The following is a 19,071-nucleotide window of genomic DNA, read 5'->3' as shown; positions in this document are numbered from 1 at the left end:
AGCGGCGGTGATTCGAGTGCCGGCCGGCCGTACGGCGGAACTGTCGGCCGTGCGGACCGCCTATGACCGGGCGACCGACCGCGGTCCCGTCACCGTGCTGATCAGCGGTGAGGCCGGGATCGGCAAGTCGCTCCTCACGGCCAGCGCGGTGGCGGATCTTCCCGGCGGTCCCACGGTCCTCACCGGGAATTGCCTGGAGCTCGGCACCGGCAGTGCGCCGTACACGCCCTTCATCTCGATCGTGCGCGAGCTGGAAACCCTGCTCGGTCCGGAGTCGGCACAGCCCGGTCTGTCCGGTCTGCTGACCGGTGCCGGACCGCGCACTGAGGACCAGTTCGGGCGGGTCGCACTGCTGGCGGGTCTGCTGGATCTGATCCACGCAGCCTGTGCGCTGCGGCCGCTCGTCCTCGTTGTCGAGGATCTGCACTGGGCCGACGCCTCGAGCCGCGAACTCTTCGCGTACCTCGTCAACAACCTCAGCGATTGCCCGGTCTTGCTGGTCGGGACCTACCGGACCGGCGAGCTGAGCGCAGGAGACCCCGGCCGCCAGGTGCTGGCCGAACTCGGTCGGCGAACCGACGTGATTCGGCTCGCCCTGACGCCGCTGACGGAGGCCGCCGTACGGGAGCAGTTGAGCGGCCTGCTTGGCCGGCCGCCGGAGTCGGCCGAGGCTCGGCAGGTTCATCGGCGCAGTGGCGGTAACCCGTTCTTCGTCGAGGCGCTGGCGGGCGGCGAGGACCGAGCGCTGAGCCTGCGCGCCCTGCTCCGCGACCGGACCGCGGCTCTGCCGCCACTTCCCCGCGAGGTACTGCGCTGGCTCGCCGTCGCCGCTCGGCCGGTTCCGGACGACCTCTTGCTCGACGTGGCCGGCTTGGCCCCCGACGACCTAGGTGACGTACTGCGGATCCTCACCGACCGCCAACTGATTGTGCTGGCCGACGGCCGGTATGCGATCCGCCACGACCTGCTCCGGGAGGCGGCGTACGACGATCTGGCTCCGATCCAGCAGCGCGACCGGCACGACCGCCTCGGTACGGCGTTGCTCCGGCGACCCGACACCCGCCCGGCCGAACTCGCCGAGCATTGGTTCGCGTCCGGTCGCCTCGAGCCGGCCCTCCGCGCGGCCTGGGAGGCGGCCGAGTTGGCGCGGCGGGGTTTCGCGTACGACGAGGAGGCGCTCCTCCTGCGACGCATCCTCGATCACTGGAGCGAGGGTTCCGAGGCGCAGTTGGGGGTGACCCACCTGGCCGTGCTCGAACACGCGATCCTGGCTGCCTCCGCAACCGGTCGGGCCGAGCAGGGCCTCGAATACACCACGGTCGCCTTGGCTGCGCTGGATCCGATCGCCGAGCCCGCACGGGTCGCGACGGCGTACGTCCACCAGGGCGTCTTCCGTAATCGACTGACCGCCACCGGTGGGGAGGACATCGACAAAGCGCTCGCGGTGCTCAGGCCCGACAGCGATCCCCACCTGCGCTGCTGGGCGATGGCGACGCGGTGCATCGTCGAAGTGGTCGAGAATCGCAGCCCGGACGCCCGCGAGTGGTGTCTGGATGCGTTGCGGCTGGCCGAGGAGCTGGGCGACGAGGAATCACAAGGTTTCGCCTGCCTCGCATTGGGTTGTCTGGAGGATTACGCCGGACAGGTGGACGAGGCCGTCGCGCTGGTCAGGCGAGCCCGTGCTCACGGCCTGGCGTGCGGTAACCATCACGTGTTGCTGACCGCGGTGCAGTACGAGGCGTTCATGCTTGCCCACAGCGGTAACCATCAGCAGGCGATTGTGCTGTGCCAGACCTGGTTGACCGAGGCGGATCGACTGGGGCGACGTCTCGCCAAGGGATCACTGCTCGCCGCCGCCCTCGTCCTCGCTCTGCTCAACGCGGGCCGCTGGGACGAAGCCCGCGAACTCGGGGCAGAGCGCCTCGGCGAACTGCCACCGAGGTTGTTCACCGCCTGGCTGCGCCTGCCACTCGCGGCGGTCGCGCGCGTTCAGGGCGATCGGGAGGAGGTCGCCCGCCAGCTGGAGATGCTGGTGGCCGAGCAGGACGTGAGTTCTGAGACGTTCCGGCCGGTCGTCGGCTTGCAGGCCCTGCTGGCGCTCGACGAAGGGGACCCGGAGCGAGCCGATCGCATCCTCGACGGCGCGCTGCCGCTGTCCAGGCACGCACGTTGGGCCGCGCCGATGGCCGTCATCGTCGGTCTGGTCCAGCGTGCGAGGCGGCAAGCAGCACCCCGCGATCGGCGGATCCAGGCCGAGACGGCAGCGCGGATCGCCGAGGTGGACAAAGGACTGCGCGATCTCCGGCCGTCCGACCCGGTCCTGCGGGCCGAGTTGCTGATGTACCGGGCCCTGACCCAGGACACCACCTTGCCCGACTGGGATCTGGTGACCAAGTCGTGGCGTGAGCTGGATCGCCCGTACGACGTCGCGCGGTCCCTGGTCCTGGCGGCCGAAACAGCGCTTGCCAACAGCAACAAACCGGGAGCACGCGTCCGGCTGCTCGAGGCGCGGGAACTCGCCGTACAGCTGGGTGCCGAGCCCTTGCTGGAGCGGGTCGATGCACTGGGGGAGCGGGCCGGCATTGGCCAGGAGGCTCCGGTCGATGCCGCGCTCGGACTCAGCCGTCGTGAACTCGACGTGCTTCGCGTGCTGGCCAAGGGTTTGTCGAATCACCAGATCGCCGCCGAGCTGTTCATCTCCACGAACACGGTGTCGTCCCACCTGGCCAGCATCTACACCAAGCTCGGCGTCACCACCCGTACCGAAGCCGCAGCCGCCGCTTACCGAGCCGGCCTACTCGGCTGAGTCGCGCTGATACATCGCGCGCCAGCGGTAGACGCTGGGGTCGATCGGGCTGGGGCTGCGTCCGAGATCGACCAGCTTCAGGTCGGCCGCCCCGAAGGCATCGATCGCGGCTCGCTTCAGTGGCCAAGGAGGACCTTCGATGGTGGCATCCGGTACGTCGTCCTCGCGAGCCACGGCGATCACGAGCAGCGTTCCGCCGGGGGCGAGCAGGTCGCTGATGTGCTCGGTCGCCGAGGGCTGCAACGGGATCGGGAGGGCTTGGACGGTGTAGATCTCGACGACCAGATCGAAGGCGCGACGCCAGTCCGGCGGAGGGTTGAACAGATCGGCGGTCAGGTAGTTCACCTTCGAGCCGGGATGGTTCTGCTTCGCCGTCTCGATGGCGGTCGGCGAGATGTCGAAGGCTGTTGTCACGAACCCGCGATCGGCGACCAGCTCGGCGTCCCACCCGGTGCCGGCGCCGACCACGACGGCCTTCTTTCCGGTGCCGTCGGGTCGGGCCGTCTCGACCCAGTCGGTCAGCTGGGCATGCGCCATGCCGCGATCCCACGGGATCTCGGCGCGACCTTCCGAGGCCTCCGCATACAGCTGCTCGAACCATCCGGTCGGATCGTCCGCGGCCAGCGACTCGTGGGCCAGGTCACGGGTGCGGGGATTGACGGGATCGGTGCTCATTCGCGCCAGCCCGCGAGGTCGACGGACTTGGCGCTCTCGACGCGGAAGGCGAGGTTGATGGTGGATTCCTCGCCGGGTGGGAGGTCGAGTTTCCAGGTGATGATGCCGAGGTCGGTGGTCTCCGCCGGGTCGGGGCTGGCGGTGATGGGTTTGACGGTGATCTCGTGGTCGCGCGGGACCGGGAGTTGGTCGAGGACGGTGATGCGGGCGGCACGGGGAGTGTGGTTCTCGATCCGGGTCGCGTATTCGACCTCGCGACGCCGCGTCGAGCCGAGAGTCGCCTTGGTCGCAGTACGACGTACCAACTCACGTTCGACGCGGATTCGGTCGTCGAGGCCGAGCGCGAGCTCGACCTCTTCGCCGGGTGCCCACAACGGCAGCGCGGCCGAACCGACGAAGTCGGCCTCGTGGAAGACGGCGGCCTTTCCGGCGGGCAGCGTGTGGGTGCTCGAATTGACGACGGTGGCCCGGAGGTGGACGTCGGTCGAGCGGATCGGCGCGGTGATGTAGTCCAGCTCGGTGTCGAGCTCGACCGAGGCGATCGTCGCACGGTGGGCAGCGCCATCGGCCGGTACGGCGACCGGTCGGGGCGGGGTGTAGGTCGCGGCCGTGGTGCCCTGCTCGACGGTGGCGCTCTGCTCGACAAATTCGGCCGGAGCGCCTGCGGGCTCGGGGGCTCCGCCGTAGGCCGACTCCGCACGGGCCAACGCGAAGCTGGCCGGTGCTGCCGGCCGTAGCGGGACGGGCGGGCGACGGCGGTCGAGGTACCAAGGATCGAGCTCGGGCACCTTGGCGTTCACCGTCGGCCGGGCGGTCGACAGCGTGAGCTCGCACTCAGGCCAGTCCTCGCCGGTGTACTGGGTGATCAGACCGAACCAGCCCAAGGTCAACCGGTCGCCGGCCAGCCGGACGTCGTACGAGCTGGTCCAGCCGGCACCCGTGACGACGTACGAGAGCTCGATCTCCACCTCGGCCTCGGCATCGAGGTTCAATGCAACAGCCACCGACCGGCGATCCGGGACGCGCTGCTGCGCCACCTCGGCAAGCCGGCGATCGATCGCCGCGAGCCGCTCCTCGGCGTCTTCCCGCTGATCAGCGAGTTCACGCCGCTTCGACCGTACGGCGGTCAGTCGCGTCGCCAGCGATTCGGTGAACTCGCCGAGGTCGGCGCTGCTCTCACCGGCCGCGAGGGTTCGGGCGAACGTGCCACCGGCCCGGCGACCCAACTGGGACAGGAACAGGTCGAGCTGACTCTGCACATCATCGGCATCCGCAAGACTCGCGACCTCGGTCGCCGCCTGCCGACGTTGGCGTTCCAACTCGGCGACCGTCTCGTCCGGCGCCTGCGGATGATGCCGTACGGCGACATCCACGCCGAGCACGGTGGCCGGCCCGCGACCCGCGACGCGGACCGAATCGTCCTGCAACGACAGCGGGAGCGAGTCGACGTACACGGTCTGATCGCCGGCCGGCAGCGTCAGCCGGCCGCGCCGGGTCACTCGCGCCCGGTCGGGGTAGACGGCGACGGCGACGATCGGTGCCTCGAGTTCGGTCATGCCCCGACAGTAGTCCGGGCCGGATCCATGTGGACCCGGCCCGGACCGATCAGCTCACTAGTTGACGATGATCTTGTCGACCTCGATGGTGAGGCCCTTGACGAGTGGCGTGGAGGTTCCGGTGGTGACCGTGCCGGTCCCCTTCTGCACACCCCTGACGTTCATCGAATAGGTCATCGAGCCACCGGGCGCACCCGGCGTACTCGCCACCCGGTAGTCCTGGACCGGCGGACCGACGATCTGACTTCCGGCTGTGCCGTCGGAGTTCTCGGCGCCGACCGTCAGCCCGTACCCGGCCGGCGGGTCACCGGGCAGGTTGCCCGGATCGTAGGCGTAGGTGATGTCCTCGGTGCCGTCGATACCGATCCATTGCTGGAACACCTTCAGGCTGGACGTGCCGAACAGGTTGACCCGCCATTCGAGGACGAGCCAGCTGTTGACGCCGTCGGTCAGGGTCCCGGCGAAGACGCCCGGCGTCCCGCCGCCGTCGAGGTCGGTCCAGTACGGCGCGAGCACGTTGTTCGGCCGTGCGGGATCCGGCAGGTTCTGCGGTGCGAACTGGACGTCGTCCCCGTCCGCGCCACCTGCGACCGAGTATCCGTTCGAGGTCACACCGATCCGGGTGTAGCTCTGACCGGCGAACACGAATGGCGGCACGTTGAAGTTGAGCGCCTGTTCGTCACCGATCGCGATCGGGCTGATGCCGAACGCGTCCAGCGGAATGTATCCGAACAGCGATCCCGGTGCGATCTCCGGTTTGTCCGGCTGACGCCCGGCCAGCGTTGCGGTCTTGGTCGCGATCTGGGTACCGATCTTCGTCGCACCCGTCACGCTGTTCAGCCGCAGCGACGAGCTCAGCGTGCTGACCGCTGTCACGTCCGTGGTCTGCAGGCTGTTGTTCTGCACGGTCACGGTGCAGGTCGACTGACCGGTGTTCCGGGCGATCGTGCTCGGCGTACAGGTCTGGTCGATCGGCACGATGCCTTCCTGGCGGAAGAACGCGACCGGCAGGTGCAGGGCCCGGCTGCCATTGGCCTGCTTCAGGTTGACCTGGCCGAAGTACTGTCCGTCGGGCAGGTCGGGTGCGGTGATCACGATCGTCAGCTTCTGCGTCTTGCCAGGCTTCACCGAGAACCCACCCGGGATCACGGAGATGTTCGCGCCGCTGACGGTCGTGCCGTTGGCGGTGAAGGCGAGTGTCTGGTTGGTGACGTTCTTGACGACGCGCGTTGCCGTGATCACGCCCGGCATGGTCGGGGCGTTGACCGACGGCAGGTTGAGGTCGATGCGGTTCAGCGCATCGGTGGCCGAGGCCGCGTAGTTCGCCGCCGACTCGTCCAGGGTCAGACCGGGGTTGCCGGCCTTGGTCAGGTCGATCCGGCCGCCGCCATGGTCGAACGGGTCGGCCGGGGTGACCCGGTCGGACTTCTTGACGTTCGTCTTGGCAGTGGTTTCCAGTGCGGACTTGACCTGGCCCGGTGTCCACGACGGGTTCAGCGCGAACAGCAGTGCCGCTGCTCCGGCCACGTGTGGCGAGGACATCGACGTACCGGCGATCGCCTGGTAGAGGTTTCCGGGGGGTCCTTCGGAAGCGGCCTCCGGAGTCGGCGTCTGACCGGCGAGGATGTGCAGACCGGGTGCGGTGACGTCCGGCTTGAGGAAGTCACCACCGGGACCACGTGACGAGAAGTTCGTGATCACGTCGCCTTGCCAGGTGGTCTTGTTGCCCTGGGTCATCCTGGCCGTGGCGCCCGGATGCGCTGCCAGGAACGCGAGCAGTACGTCGGCGTCCGGCTTCTCGAGCTGCGCCGCCGGCAACCAGTGGTTGTCGGTGAAGACGTCGGACGGGAAGGTCGTGTTGTACATCAGCATGCCGACCGCGCCGCCCTGCCGGACGTTGAATCCCTTCATCACCCGGCCTGGCGTGAACTGGCAGGCCACGATCTTGCCTGTGAATGTGCCGACGGGTGGGACGGTGTTACAGGTGGCGTCGGTGTAGCCAGGCGTGGACCCGGCCAGTACGACGGGAGTCGCCGCAGCGATTCCGCCGGTGACCGATGCGCCGGTGACCGTGGCAGTCGCGCCACCGCCTTCCAGCGTGACAGTCGAGCGGAAGGTACGGCTCTGGGTCGAGGCCGCGACCGTGGTGACCCACGGGCTGCGGTGGTCGGTCGTGTTCGCGCTCGGACCGGAGTTGCCGGCCGAGGCGGCCACGAAGACACCCGCGGCGTACGCGTCCAGGAAGGCGAGTTCGACCGGGTCGCTGTACGGGTCGCTGCCGCCGGAGATCGAGAAGTTGATCACCCGGACGCCATCCAGGATGGCGCGTGCGACAGCCGCCGCCGAGTCGGACGGGAAGCAGCCTTGCGCACCGCAGACCTTGTAGACCGAGACTGCGGCCGCCGGTGCGATACCGCGGATCGGACCGCGGCTGATCCCCAGCGGGTTCGCATCCGCGACCGGGCCGCCGGCCGAGGTCGTGGACGTGTGCGTGCCATGGCCGTTCGAGTCACGTGCGGAGGTGGGATAGACGTCCCCACCGATCACCGCGTTGTAGGTGTCGAGGAATGGCCGACCACCGATCAGCTTCCGGTTGCAGACGAACGGATCGCTTGCCGGTGTCAACGGGTTGTCGCCGAAGTTGCACACGCGCGGCGTCCCGTCGGCGGTCGGCGGAGGCGCGGGCAGAGTGCCAGGATCGGCGTACGACGGATGCTCGGGCCACGAGCCGCTGTCGAGGATGCCGACGATCACGCCCTTGCCCGAGGAAGCCGCTCCACCGAGCTGGTTGTAGATCGTCGGAGCGCCGATGAAGTCACCACTCGAGTCGGTCAGCAGTTTCTGCGGATTGTCCTGCTGGACCGCGGCGACACCGGGCAGTTTGAGCAGCTCGCGAGCCTGGTTCGCCGGCACGCTGAGCGCGATACCGCCGTACACGGTGCGCAGCTTCTGCCCGGCGCGGGCGCTCGGAACCTTGCTCTGCATGGCCGCGAGGAAGTCGTTCTCCACCGCCGTCACATGCTTGAGGTACTTGGTGGCGTTCGCACCCTTGGGGTCGAGACGCTTGCCGGTGACCGCAGGGCTGGTGCCCGGCAGGCCCTTCAGGCCACCGCGGTACGCGGCGAGCGAGTCGTAGTCCAGTTTGACGACCACGCGCACCTGCTTGGCCGACGTACTGTTGATCAGCGCCGGATCGCTCTTGGCGAGCTGGCCACTGGGCGACTTGGCGCCGTTGACCGTGTCGGTGACCTGCAGCGGTGTCGCGCTCCAGCCACTTGGCGGCGGATCAGCAGCGGCCGCTCCGGCCGGGGTCAAGGTGGCGGCGAACAGCAGACCGGCGGACACAACGGCCGTGGTGGTGCGTCTCTTCTGAATCCGTGACCTCATGCGGTGGCCTCCCGTGAAGGCAGATGACGCCGTCACCGCGAGCACAAAGCGTGGCCCCCCAGACCGCCGCGCCCCCGAGCCCCCCTCGGAACGGCGTACCGGCCGGCACCCCCACGGTGCCTGCCTGAGCCGAATCTAAGCCCAAACCTGGCTCACGGCCAGACCTCACAACCCCAAGTAGCTCTGGTCCGCCCGGCCTTCGTCGTACCGGCGTAGTTGCTCGGCGACCCCATCAACTGCGAGCTGTTGAGCAGTTGGCAGATCAACCGCCGCATCGATTGCGTTGAGCAAGCGTTGGGCAGCGCGAACCGCGTCGGCCCCGATACTCGCGAACCGCTCGACGTGAGCCCGGACAACCTGCTCAGGATCGTTGCTGACGGTCGCGAGATCACTCCGCGCCGTGATCGGCTCGGTCGTGAACACCAGCTCCCGCACGAACTGCGAGCTGTGCCGCGTCCGCAACAACGCGATCGCATACGACGGCACCACCCCACGACTCAACTCCGGCAACCCGAACGACGCCCGTGGCGTGGCAACCACGAGGTCACTCGTGAGCGCCAGCGCCGCCCCGAACGCCCGCGCAGCCCCGTCGACCACCGCGATCACCGGAAACGACCGCCCAGTCCACGCCTCAAAGCACGCCGCGAGACTGGGCGCGTAGTCGCGCGACGCCCGCCCCGGCCGATCGGCATCCGCATAATTGCCGCCCGAACAGAACACCCCCTCAACCCCAGAACGCAGTACGGCGCAATGCACGTCCGCAGCCTGCTCAACATGCAGCAGGGCACGCGCCAACGCGGCAAGTGCCCTGCTGTCGAGCGTGTTCCCGGCCGCCGGCCGATCGATCATGATCTCAGCGGCGCCGGCGCGGACCTTCAGCCGAATCCCATCAGGCATAGGCCCACCCTACGGATCTGTTAGGGGATGCTGATGCCGAAGTCTCGGTTGGCGGTGGCGAAGTCCTGGAAGCCGATGCGGGCGCCGGCGGTGCGGGTGACGGTGCCGTTGGCGATCAGGCCGGCGTCGCCGCGGGAGTAGACGGGGCCGCCGGAGTCGCCGCCGCGGGCGGCTTCCTGGCCGTTCATCTGTTCGCCTTCGACGAGGTCTTCGCGGTCGTTGTAGAAGAAGAGGACCTTGATGTTGCAGACCGGGCCGCCGAGGACGCCGGCGCTGGTCTGACCGCTCTGGCAGAGGAACTGGCCGACGTACACGTGGCCCCAGTAGGGGACGTTCTCGATGAGGTTGTCGGTGCTGTTGCCGACGTAGAGCTGGAAGTCGACGGCGTTGGTCGGGATGAGGGCGACGTCGTGGTCGCCGTTCTTGGCACCCATGTTGCCGATGTACTCGCCGCGGCCGTCGGCGAACTGCTGACCCGGCTGGCCGCAGTGTCCGGCGGTGAGAATGTACGGTCGGCCCTGGCCGTCCTTGACGCCGAATCCGGTCGTGCAGATGGCGCCTGCGGACTGGTTCCAGAGCCGGGCACCGCCGATCCACGGTGACCAGTCGTCGTCTCGTGACGCCGGCTTGAGAGGCTCCTCCGCGACAACTCGGATGGGGACTCCGGTACGGCGTTGCAGCGTCGTACCGAGTTCGCCGGTCTTGCCGTGTGTCGGCCGGACGCCGAGGACGAGGCCGCTGCCGTCGCCGGGGTTCTTGACCGCGTCGATGCCGTGGCCCGGGTTCTGCTGCTGCCAGGTCGCGATGGAGCGGGCGGCCTGGTCGAGTTCGGCCTTGGAATGGACGGCGTTGGCGATGCGAACCGACGCTCGTTTGGAGGCGGTGGCGACGGCCTGCTGGATGCGGGTGGGCGGCGTACCTTTCCACCAGAGTACGACGGCATCATCGGCGAGCGTGATTCCGGCAAACCCTTGCAGGCTTGACGATTCGGCGACCGCGGCCAGTTGGTCGGCGGCCTCGACCAGCGGTCGTTGGGCCAGCATCTGACGGTCGGCGGCAGTGAGCGTCGTGGCCTCGGACCGTGGTTCGAAGGCGTGGGCGGGGAGGGCGGTACAGGTGGTCAGCAGGGCGGCGACCGCGATGGCGACAGGTGTTCTACGCATGAGCAAGTCCTCACACTTGGGCGGGTGTGCGCCCCACTGTGAACAGTCAGTCACGGACTGTCAATACATCGTTGTCATCGCGCCCACTATGCTCGTCAACTGCTGATGAGAATTCTGCTGCGGGTCAAACCAGGTGCGTCGCGTACGGCGGTCGGAGGCCGGTACGACGGCCCGTCCGGTCCTGCCCTGGTTGTCGCGGTGGCTGCTCGCGCGGTCGAGGGGCAGGCGACGAAGGCCGTGCTGGAGGCGGTCGCGGCGGCGTTCGGTGTTCGCCGTACGGCGGTGACTTTGGTGCGCGGGGCAACTAGTCGCGACAAGCTCGTCGAGGTCGACGGAGACGATGTGACGATCGGGGCCAGGCGCACCGAACTGCTCGGCTGATTCGTGGAACTTTTCGGCCGTTTGTGCCAGAAATCCCTGCTATAGCTGGCGGAACCCAGCTTGTGCTAACTTCCCTTCGCTGTGCGTGAGGAGAGCGTTACCAACTGGGGAGGACTTGCCATGGGCTGGATCCAGGACTATCAACCGGCCGGCCCGTTGTGGCTCTCGGCACTGTTCGCGGCATTGCCGGTGTTCGTCCTGCTGATCGCGCTCGGCATCGTGCGGTTGTCGGCGCCGATCTCGGCCGCGTTGTCGTTGCTCACGGCATTGATCGTCGCGCTCGCGGTCTACCGGATGCCGGTCGAGCTGGCCTTCGACTCGGCCGCGATGGGTGTCGTGTTCGGGGTGTGGTCGGTGGCCTGGATCGCCTTCCATGCTGTGTATTTCCACAACGTCACCGTGGCGACGGGACGGTTCGAACAGATCAAAGGCGTGCTCGCCGGGTTCAGTGAGGACCGGCGGTTGCAGGCGCTGCTGATCGCATTCGGCTTCGGTGCGCTGCTCGAGGGTGTCGCCGGTGGCGGCTCACCGATCGCCATCACGGCGGCGATGATGGCGGCGCTCGGATTCCCGCCGATCCGTGCGGTGGTGCTCGCGTTGCTGGCCAACACTGCGCCGGTTGCGTTCGGTGGATTAGGTAACCCGCTGATCGTGCTGGGCCGACTGACCGCGCCGATCCTCGGGATGGAGCAGGGACAGGCGACCGATCAGTACTCCGCGATGGTGGGTCGGCAGCTTCCGCTGATCGCCTGGATCGTGCCGGCGTTCCTGGTGATCGTGATGGCCGGCTGGAAGCGGATGATCGAGGTCTGGCCGGCTGTTCTGACCACCGGTCTGTCCTTCGCTGTCATGCAGTACGTGACGGCGAACTTCATCAGCCCCAGCCTCGTCGACGTGATCGCAGCACTCGCCGCGATGGGCTCGCTGTGGGTGCTCACCCGCTTCTGGCAACCAGCCACGATCTGGCGCTTCGACAACGAGCCCGTCGTCGAGCCGACCCAGCATGCCGCGCAGAAAGGCGCGTTCCACGCCTGGACGCCGTACATCATCTTGATCGTCGCCATCTTCCTGTCCCGGATCGGCTCGATCATCAAGGATCTACCGGCCTGGCTCGACCTGAGCGCGCTACTGCACAAGGCCGACTGGAAGTTCCCCTGGCCCGGCTTGCACAACCACGTCATCCAGCACGCACCCATCACCGCGCACGACGCGCCGTACGCCGCCACTCTCACCATCGACTGGCTGTTCTCACCCGGCACGGTAGCCCTGATCGCCGCCGTCATCGCCGGGTTCGCGATGGGCGCCAGGCCGGGTCTGCTGGTGGCGACCTACCGCAAGACCCTGCACCAGATGCGCTGGGCCCTGCTCACGATCTTCATGATCCTCGCGATCGCCTTCGTGATGAACTACTCCGGCGCCACCCAGACACTAGGCCTGGCCCTGGCCACGACCGGCGTCCTGTTCCCCCTCTTCTCGGCGTACATCGGCTGGCTGGGCGTCTTCCTCACTGGCTCGGACGCCTCCGCCAACAGCCTCTTCGGCCCCATGCAGGTCATCTCCGCCCAGCAACTGGACCTCAGCCCCATCCTCGCCGGCGCCACCAACACGTCAGGCGGCGTGATGGCCAAAATGATCTCCCCCCAAAACCTGGCCATCGGCGCCACCGCCATCGGCCAATCCGGCAAAGAAGGCCAGCTCCTCCGAATGACCTTCTGGTGGTCAGTCATCCTCGCCTTCGTCGTAGGCCTCATAGCCCTCCTCCAAGCCACCCTCCTCACCTGGATGATCCCCGGCTGAGTTCTGGCCCGGGGTCAGCCTCGCGCGCGAAGCCAGGCGGGAAAGTCCCAGAGCGTCGGCTCGATGGCCCGCACGGCGTCGATGTCGGCCTGGTACGCCGAGGTTTCCGCGAACCAGCGGAACATCGCCTGCCCGTCCTCGTTGTCGCCGAGAACCTCCAGCGGGAGGGCTTCGTAGCGTGCGGGCAGCCCGGCCTGCTCGCCGAACGCGGCCGCGAGCTGACTGCCGGTGCGCTCGTCGCCGGCGATCTCGAGGGTGCCGCCGGGGGCTTCGGCGGTACCGAGCAGGAAGGCCGCGCTGAGCTGCCCGATGTCGCGGGCGGCGATCAGCTGCAAGGGGATGTGATCGGGCAGCGGCCAGCGCAGGACGAGCTCGCCGTTCTCCACCGTCGGGCCCATGACGGCGAAGTTGTCCATGAAGGCGACCGGGCGCAGGATCGTTGCCGGCAGCCCGGACTTCTCCAGGTACTCCTCGACCCGCCGCTTCGACTCGAAGTGCGGTACGCCGGAGTCGCGCTCGGCGCCACCTACCGAGCTGAACACGACGTACGGCGTACTGGCCGTGACCGCGGCGTCGACCAGCGCGATGCCCTGCTGGGTCTCCTCCTCGATGTGGGGGAGTGAAGGGCTCTCGGGGGTGGTCATGAAGAAGAAGGCGGCCACTCCCTGCAGCCCGGCCGCCAACGAGGCGGGATCGTCGATGGCGATCCGAGCGAGTTCGACCTCTCGCTCGGCCAGCGCCTGGGACCGCTCGGACTCGGGATTGCGGACCAGGGCGCGGACGTGCGCGCCGCGAGCGAGGAGCGCGTCGATGACGGCCCCGCCCTGCTGGCCGGTGCCGCCGAAGACGGCGATCGGATCGGACGGTGCGGTGTTCATGGCGACCTTTCGTCGAAATAGTTCCTGACAAGAACTAAAGTAGTTCGTGTCGTGAACTTTCACAAGCTATCCTTGCCGGGTGGCCGCGAATGACGCTTTCGGGAACGACCTGGTCTGGCTGTCGGTGCTGGTGCAGCGCCGCTACGCGCAGATCTGCGCCGACCACGGACTCACGACCGTGCAGGCCACCCTCCTGTGCGTGATCAAGGACCGGCCGGTCGGCATGGGGGAGCTCGCCCAACTGCTGGGCGTCGCCAAGAACGCACTGAGCGGTCTCGTCGACCGCATGGAGCGCAACGGCTTCGTTCACCGCGAGACCGTGCAACGCGACCGTCGAGCAGTCATGCTCAGCACCACCTCGCTCGGCGGCGAACTCGTCACCGCCCTGTACGCCGACGTCGGCCGGCGCCTCCCCGACATCGCCGCCGCCCTGCCCGCAGACCAACGCGCCCAGCTAGCCAAGGCAGTCGCCCGCCTGGCTGCCCCCGCCTACGAAACGGCGTAGTCAGCCGAAGGCGGGTGGGGTGCCGTGGAGGCCTCGGTGGGTGGCGTCGGGGTCGGTGACGAAGTTGGGTAGCTGGTCTTCGGAGTCGTAGTAGCGGTGGAAGACCGGGGTTTGGGAGCCGGACAGAGGCGGCACGATCCACGTCCAGTCGGCGGGGCAGGTCCGGCCTGCTCGTTCCTCGCGTTCCAGGTGGATGAGGAAGCGGCGGGACTCGGTGTGGTGGTCGGTGATGCTCACGCCGCTCGAGCGGAACGAGTGCAGTACGGCGCGGTTGAGCTCGACCAAGGCTCGGTCGCGCCACAGGGTTGTCTCGTTCGAGGTGTCGAGGCCCATCCGCTCCGCGATCTCGGGGACCAGGGCGTAGCGGTCGGTGTCGCCGAGGTTGCGGGCGCCGATCTCGGTCCCCATGTACCAGCCGTTGAAGGGTGCGGCCGGATACGAGACGCCGCCGATGATGAGGCGGTTGTTGCTGATCACCGGGACCGCGTGCCACCGCAGTCCCAGGTCGGCGAACCACGGCAGCTCGGGATGCGCGAGCGAAACCTCGTGCACCGCCGATCCGGGCAGCTCGAACATCCGGACGCCGTCGTCGACGGTCTCCACGACAAGCGGGAGTACGTCGAAGTCTCCCGGCGAGCCGGGTGGTCGCCAGCCCCGGTGGAGGAGTTCGGTGGTGAAGGTGCGGTAGCGGGGGTCGCCGATGATCCGGCCGTCGGGCTGTTCATAACCGGCGTACCGGATCAGTTGCTCGCTCCAGATCCGGGGCGCGGGCCGGGCCGGCGTCTCGGGGGCGAACACGCTGATCATCGGCCGGATCTTGCCGCCGTTGTGGGCCACGCGGAGGTGATCGAAGCAGTGCTCGGCGACCTCGCCGGCGGTCGAGACGGTTCGTAGGTCGCGCACTTGCAGGCTTTGCCAGTACAGCCGGCCGATGCAGCGTGCGTTGTTGCGCCAGGCGACGCGGGCGCCGAAGACCAGCTCCTCGGCGGTGTGCCAGTAGGTCCCGGTCAGGTCGATCTCGCGCCGGACGGCGGCGAGTCGTGCCTCGATCGGCCCGGGGTTCTCCGAATGAAACAGCTGCAGGAATTCTTCGGCGGCGGCTTGCACCGCCCCGGTATCGATAGCGGGTTCAGGAGCTGGCTTGCTCACCTCGGGGCGTGCGCGGACTCGCCCAGGGCTGGGGGCGGCCAGCCGGCCGGCTCGTGGGGCGCGACGCCGGCCTGCCCAGATCCGAACCACGCTCATCGATCCGCAGCACCCGGCGTACCGGGCGGTGGTGTATTGGCGAGATGGTCGACCTCGTTCGCGAACGACTCCACGATCGACTGCATCTGCGCCTGAGCGGTCTGGGCGTACGTGCGCACCTGCTGGCCGGCCGTGTCCATCGCCTGCGCCACGATCCGGCGCTCGTGCTCACGCGCCTGGCCGATGCGTTCGCGGGTGTCCCGGCTGACGTCCTGAACCATCTCCTCGACCACCAGCTGCGCCTGGCTGAACATCTGGACGACCTGTTCGTTCACCCGGTTGCCGGCCTCCTCGTAGTGGGCCAGCTCCGCCTGGACACGCTGGAGCTCGGACCGCCCGCGCTGCAGCTCGGCCAGCAACCGCTCGTTCTTGGCGCGGGCGTCGTTGAGCTCCAGCTCGGTGGTCTGGACCTGATCAGCCAGCAGATCGAGGTATTCGTAGACCTTTGCCGCGTCGAGCCCGCGCATCCGGCGCCGGAACTCCTCGGCCCGGATCGAGCGCGGCGTCTGGTACGCCGATACGTGGCGGCTGTGCTTGCTGATCGTCACTGGGGGTCTCCTGACCCGCGGCGTGCTCGCCCGCGGCCGCATAGTAGAAGTGCTCGTACTGGATGTGCTCGGGTTGCATCCCCGCGGCGGCCAGCTGTTCCAACGTGTGCGCGACCATCTGCGGTCCGCCGCACACCATCGCCGTACGTCCGGTCAGCAGTTGCCTTGCCGCGACCGTGCCGACTTTGCCGCGGGTGCCGGGATAAGACGCGTCGTCGGACACCACCTCCGTGTACTCGAACCACGGCCGGAGCTCGGCCAGTTGGCGCAGCCGGGGGCGGTCGTACAGATGCCACGGCATCCGGACACCGTGCAGTAGGTGGACCAGCGGTCCGATCCCCGTGCGCTGCCACTCGTTGTCGATCTGCTCGAGTACGGCGAGGAGCGGCGCGAGGCCGGTTCCGCCCGCGACCAGCAGCAGCTCCCGCGGATCGCCTTCGCGCCGGGTCAGCCGCTCGCCGACCGGCGCTCCGAGCTTCACGACGTCCCCGGCCTTCAATGACCGGACTACCGCAGGGCTCACCTGACCGCCGTCGATCTGCTGAACATGCAGATCGATGGAGCCGTCATGTCGTGGAGCGTTGGCCGGACTGAAGTACCGCCACTGCCGAGGGCGCTGCGGGATCTCCATCGACACCGACTGGCCAGGGCGGAACTGGAACGGGCTCCTGGGTCGAACCGTCAGCAAGGTGAGATCCATCGTCCGCCGCTCGGCCGACACCACGTCGGCCTCCCAGTAGTCCGGGCTGGACTCCGACGAGTTCTCCGCCGCCTCGACCATGATCCGCGCGACCACCTGGTACGCCGCCGTCCAGTGCGCGGCGAGCTCCTCGTCCCACTCGGACCCGAGGAAGTGCATCAACGTCGCGCACAACGAAGCGCCGACGACGTCGTAGTGCTCCGCCATGACGGCGTACTTGCGGTGATCGCGACCGAGATGCCGCAGGAACGCGGCATCCTTCTCGATCTGATCGGCATGACTGACGATCCGCCCGAGCGCGCCCACGAACTTGTCCCGCTGGTTGGACATCGACAGCGGGAACATCGTGCGGACTTCCGGGTGTGACACGAACAGGTGCGAGTAGAAGTACAGCGGCACCTGGTCCCCGAAGGTGGTGACCTGGTCCCAGCTGCGTTGCAGGGCATACGCGTCCATCGAGATCTGCTATCCGGCTCGGAACGGCAGCTCCTCGAGAGCAACGGACGGTCCGGACAGATGCTGTGGTGACAAGGGTTCCCTCCCAATCCAGTCCCCGAGTCGGTGGTTCACCCTCTCCGACCTACCCGTGGTGCACTGGGCCGAAACCGGAGAATCGGACTCAATAGTCTCGAAAATCAGACTGGAGCAAAACCCCTTGTACACAAACGAAACGCTTGATGCAGAAGCACCGAGTCACGTACGGCGCGCCGATCGTAGACCTGTTCCCCCTGCCCTGGCTACACCCGGACGCGACCGTTGCCAGAAGCAACTAGATCGCCGGCCGCGGCCGGCCAGGCTGGGTAGTTGAATGTGAAGCCTGCCTGGGTGAGTCGGCCGGGGATGACTCGGCGGCTCTTCAGGAGGAGTTCGGTGTCCGAGCGGAGTGCGAGGGCGCCTAGCTCGGCCATCCACTTGGTGGCGGGGAGACCGATCGGCATGCCGATTGCTTGGCGGAGTGAGCGAATGAAGTCGCGTTGGGGGAGTGGGTTCGGCGCGGCCAGGTTCACCGGGCCGGTGAGGTCGCTCTCCAGGAGGAAGGTGACTGCGCGGGCTAGGTCGGTCTCGTGGATCCACGACATGTACTGGCGACCGCCTGCGATAGGGCCGCCGAGACCGAGTCTCGCCATTCGGCGGAGCATGTCGAAAGCGCCTCCGCGATCCGGTGACATCACGATCGCTGTGCGCAAGGCGACCTTCCGGGTGTCCGGCGTACGGGCTTGCTCCTGCTCCGCCTCCCAGGCGGTGGCGATGTCGATGCTGTACTTCCAGTACGCCGGTACGCCGGGCTCGTAGCCGCCGATCACGCCGTACTCATCGTGGGCCGGTCCGAACGTGTGGGCGTAGATCGTCGCCGTACTCATCTGCAGCCAGACGCGAGGCGGCGTACCGGCGGTTGCGATTGCCTCGCCGATGACCCTCGCGGAGTCGACGCGTGAATCCATCATCTCCTGCAGGTTCGCCGGGGTGTAGCGGCAGCTGACGCTCCGGCCGGCCAGGTTGATCACCGCGTCGGCGCCGTCGAGCTCCTTCGCCCAGGGGCCGAGCGTCCGCCCGTCCCAGCGCACTCCGGACGACCGGCCGATCACGACGACCTCGTGGCCTTGAGCCTCGAAGTACCTGGTCAGAAACGAGCCGATATGCCCGGTCCCGCCGGGGATCACGATCTTCACGTCTCGACCGTAGCAGTGGAATTGAACGTGTTCAAATCTCTAGGCTGCTGCGGTGCCGAAGATCGCGCTGCAGATGTGGTCATTGCATGACGAGGCTGGGAGGGATCTGCTGGGTGTCCTGGAGCGGGTCGCCGAGATCGGGTACCCCGGCGTCGAGAGCTACGACCTGTACGGCCACGCCCCGAAGGTGGTGCGGGCGCGTCTCGACGACCTCGGGCTCGAGTTGTGTAGCTCGCACGCGCCGTTCCCGGCGGGAACCGCGGCGACCGAGATCCTCGATACGTATGCCGAGTTGGGCGCCGGCACGCTCGTGTGGAGTCTCGAGCCGGATGAGTTCACCACGCTCGACGGGATCCGGCGGGGCGCGGAGCGGATCAACGAGGCGGTGGGCAATGCCGCGTCGTACGGGATGCGGATCGGGTACCACAACCACTTCGCCGAGTTCCGGAACTCCTTCGACGGGCGGTCGGCGTACCAGGTCTTGCTGGGTGAGTTGGACGCCGCGGTGGTGCTGGAGCTCGACGCGTACTGGGCGCAGGCGGGCGGTGTCGATCCAGTCGAGCTCGCGGCCTCGCTGGGGGAGCGGCTGGAGTACGTCCACCTGAAGGACGGTCCGGCGCAGGGGATGGATGACCAGCTGGTCCCGTACGGCGAGGGCGTGGTCGACGTGGCCGGAGTGGTCCGCGCCAACCCGTCGGTTCGGTGGAACATCGTCGAGGTGGACAGGTCGTCGTACGAGAAGTTCTGGCTGCTGAAGAACTGCTACGAACGCCTCGTCGAATTAGTTTAGGAACTTTTGTTTCTTAACCCACGGTGCTGGGGAGGATGCGGGCAGTCGCCCTGTCATACCCGGAGGAACCACT

At 67.9% G+C, this 19,071-nt stretch carries 15 protein-coding genes; 5 read left to right on the top strand and 10 right to left on the bottom strand.

All coding sequences use genetic code 11. From position 1 onward, the window contains the following. Positions 1 to 7 precede the first annotated feature (7 nt). Positions 8 to 2,806, top strand: a complete 2,799-nt coding sequence (locus ACFTSF_RS12470) for an AAA family ATPase (protein WP_380153920.1) — start codon at positions 8 to 10, stop codon at positions 2,804 to 2,806. Here ACFTSF_RS12470 and ACFTSF_RS12465 read toward each other — a convergent pair. The 5 genes from ACFTSF_RS12465 to ACFTSF_RS12445 form a co-directional block, all read right to left on the bottom strand. Continuing rightward, on the bottom strand, positions 2,795 to 3,481 hold the full coding sequence (locus ACFTSF_RS12465; RefSeq protein ID WP_380153919.1) for a class I SAM-dependent methyltransferase: 687 nt from the start codon (positions 3,479 to 3,481) through the stop codon (positions 2,795 to 2,797). The genes ACFTSF_RS12470 and ACFTSF_RS12465 overlap by 12 nt on opposite strands. Next, positions 3,478 to 5,037: a mucoidy inhibitor MuiA family protein gene (locus ACFTSF_RS12460; protein WP_380153918.1), complete on the bottom strand. Its 1,560-nt coding sequence runs from the start codon at positions 5,035 to 5,037 to the stop codon at positions 3,478 to 3,480. Before ACFTSF_RS12460 ends, ACFTSF_RS12465 begins: the two co-directional genes overlap by 4 nt. 57 nt (positions 5,038 to 5,094) lie before the next feature. Beyond that, positions 5,095 to 8,424 (bottom strand): S8 family serine peptidase, encoded by a 3,330-nt coding sequence (locus ACFTSF_RS12455; RefSeq protein ID WP_380153917.1) that lies wholly within the window; start codon positions 8,422 to 8,424, stop codon positions 5,095 to 5,097. A gap of 165 nt (positions 8,425 to 8,589) precedes the next feature. Beyond that, on the bottom strand, positions 8,590 to 9,321 hold the full coding sequence (locus ACFTSF_RS12450) for an enoyl-CoA hydratase/isomerase family protein (RefSeq protein ID WP_380153916.1): 732 nt from the start codon (positions 9,319 to 9,321) through the stop codon (positions 8,590 to 8,592). Between the two features lie 20 nt (positions 9,322 to 9,341). Next, entirely contained in the window at positions 9,342 to 10,484 is a 1,143-nt protein-coding gene (locus tag ACFTSF_RS12445; RefSeq protein WP_380153915.1) for a hypothetical protein, read from the bottom strand. A 105-nt stretch (positions 10,485 to 10,589) separates the two neighbouring features. Here ACFTSF_RS12445 and ACFTSF_RS12440 point away from each other — a divergent pair, with 105 nt between their 5' ends. After that, positions 10,590 to 10,865 (top strand): DUF167 domain-containing protein, encoded by a 276-nt coding sequence (locus ACFTSF_RS12440; protein WP_344148482.1) that lies wholly within the window; start codon positions 10,590 to 10,592, stop codon positions 10,863 to 10,865. 120 nt (positions 10,866 to 10,985) lie between these two features. Continuing rightward, positions 10,986 to 12,662 carry an L-lactate permease gene (locus ACFTSF_RS12435; protein ID WP_380153914.1) on the top strand — a complete coding sequence of 559 codons (1,677 nt, stop codon included), beginning with the start codon at positions 10,986 to 10,988 and terminating at the stop codon, positions 12,660 to 12,662. Between the two features lie 14 nt (positions 12,663 to 12,676). Here the strand turns inward: ACFTSF_RS12435 and ACFTSF_RS12430 are convergent, their stop codons facing one another. Next, positions 12,677 to 13,540, bottom strand: coding sequence for an NmrA/HSCARG family protein (locus ACFTSF_RS12430; RefSeq protein WP_380153913.1), 864 nt, complete (start codon positions 13,538 to 13,540; stop codon positions 12,677 to 12,679). Positions 13,541 to 13,619: 79 nt separating this feature from the next. On the opposite strand from ACFTSF_RS12430, the gene ACFTSF_RS12425 reads away from it, so the two are divergent. Continuing rightward, positions 13,620 to 14,045, top strand: coding sequence for a MarR family winged helix-turn-helix transcriptional regulator (locus tag ACFTSF_RS12425; RefSeq protein WP_380153912.1), 426 nt, complete (start codon positions 13,620 to 13,622; stop codon positions 14,043 to 14,045). Here ACFTSF_RS12425 and ACFTSF_RS12420 read toward each other — a convergent pair whose 3' ends face one another. The 4 genes from ACFTSF_RS12420 to ACFTSF_RS12405 form a co-directional block, all read right to left on the bottom strand. After that, entirely contained in the window at positions 14,046 to 15,290 is a 1,245-nt protein-coding gene (locus ACFTSF_RS12420) for a nitric oxide synthase oxygenase (RefSeq protein WP_380153911.1), read from the bottom strand. It lies immediately after the preceding gene. Next, entirely contained in the window at positions 15,287 to 15,757 is a 471-nt protein-coding gene (locus ACFTSF_RS12415; RefSeq protein ID WP_344148465.1) for a hypothetical protein, read from the bottom strand. The genes ACFTSF_RS12420 and ACFTSF_RS12415 overlap by 4 nt, the downstream gene beginning before the upstream one ends. Then, positions 15,705 to 16,994, bottom strand: a complete 1,290-nt coding sequence (locus ACFTSF_RS12410; RefSeq protein WP_380153910.1) for a globin domain-containing protein — start codon at positions 16,992 to 16,994, stop codon at positions 15,705 to 15,707. Before ACFTSF_RS12410 ends, ACFTSF_RS12415 begins: the two co-directional genes overlap by 53 nt. Positions 16,995 to 17,275: 281 nt before the next feature. Further along, complete coding sequence (locus ACFTSF_RS12405) at positions 17,276 to 18,208, bottom strand: TIGR01777 family oxidoreductase (protein WP_380153909.1); 933 nt, start codon at positions 18,206 to 18,208, stop codon at positions 17,276 to 17,278. A 52-nt stretch (positions 18,209 to 18,260) separates the two neighbouring features. Between ACFTSF_RS12405 and ACFTSF_RS12400 the strand changes: the two genes are divergently transcribed. Next, positions 18,261 to 18,998: a sugar phosphate isomerase/epimerase family protein gene (locus tag ACFTSF_RS12400; protein ID WP_380153908.1), complete on the top strand. Its 738-nt coding sequence runs from the start codon at positions 18,261 to 18,263 to the stop codon at positions 18,996 to 18,998. Positions 18,999 to 19,071: the final 73 nt, after the last annotated feature.

The sequence above is a fragment of the Kribbella sp. NPDC056951 genome (genome assembly GCF_042674205.1).
Taxonomy (GTDB): domain Bacteria; phylum Actinomycetota; class Actinomycetes; order Propionibacteriales; family Kribbellaceae; genus Kribbella; species Kribbella yunnanensis.
Note: the sequence above shows the minus strand (reverse complement) of the source record. Positions and strands in the feature narration are given on the sequence as shown.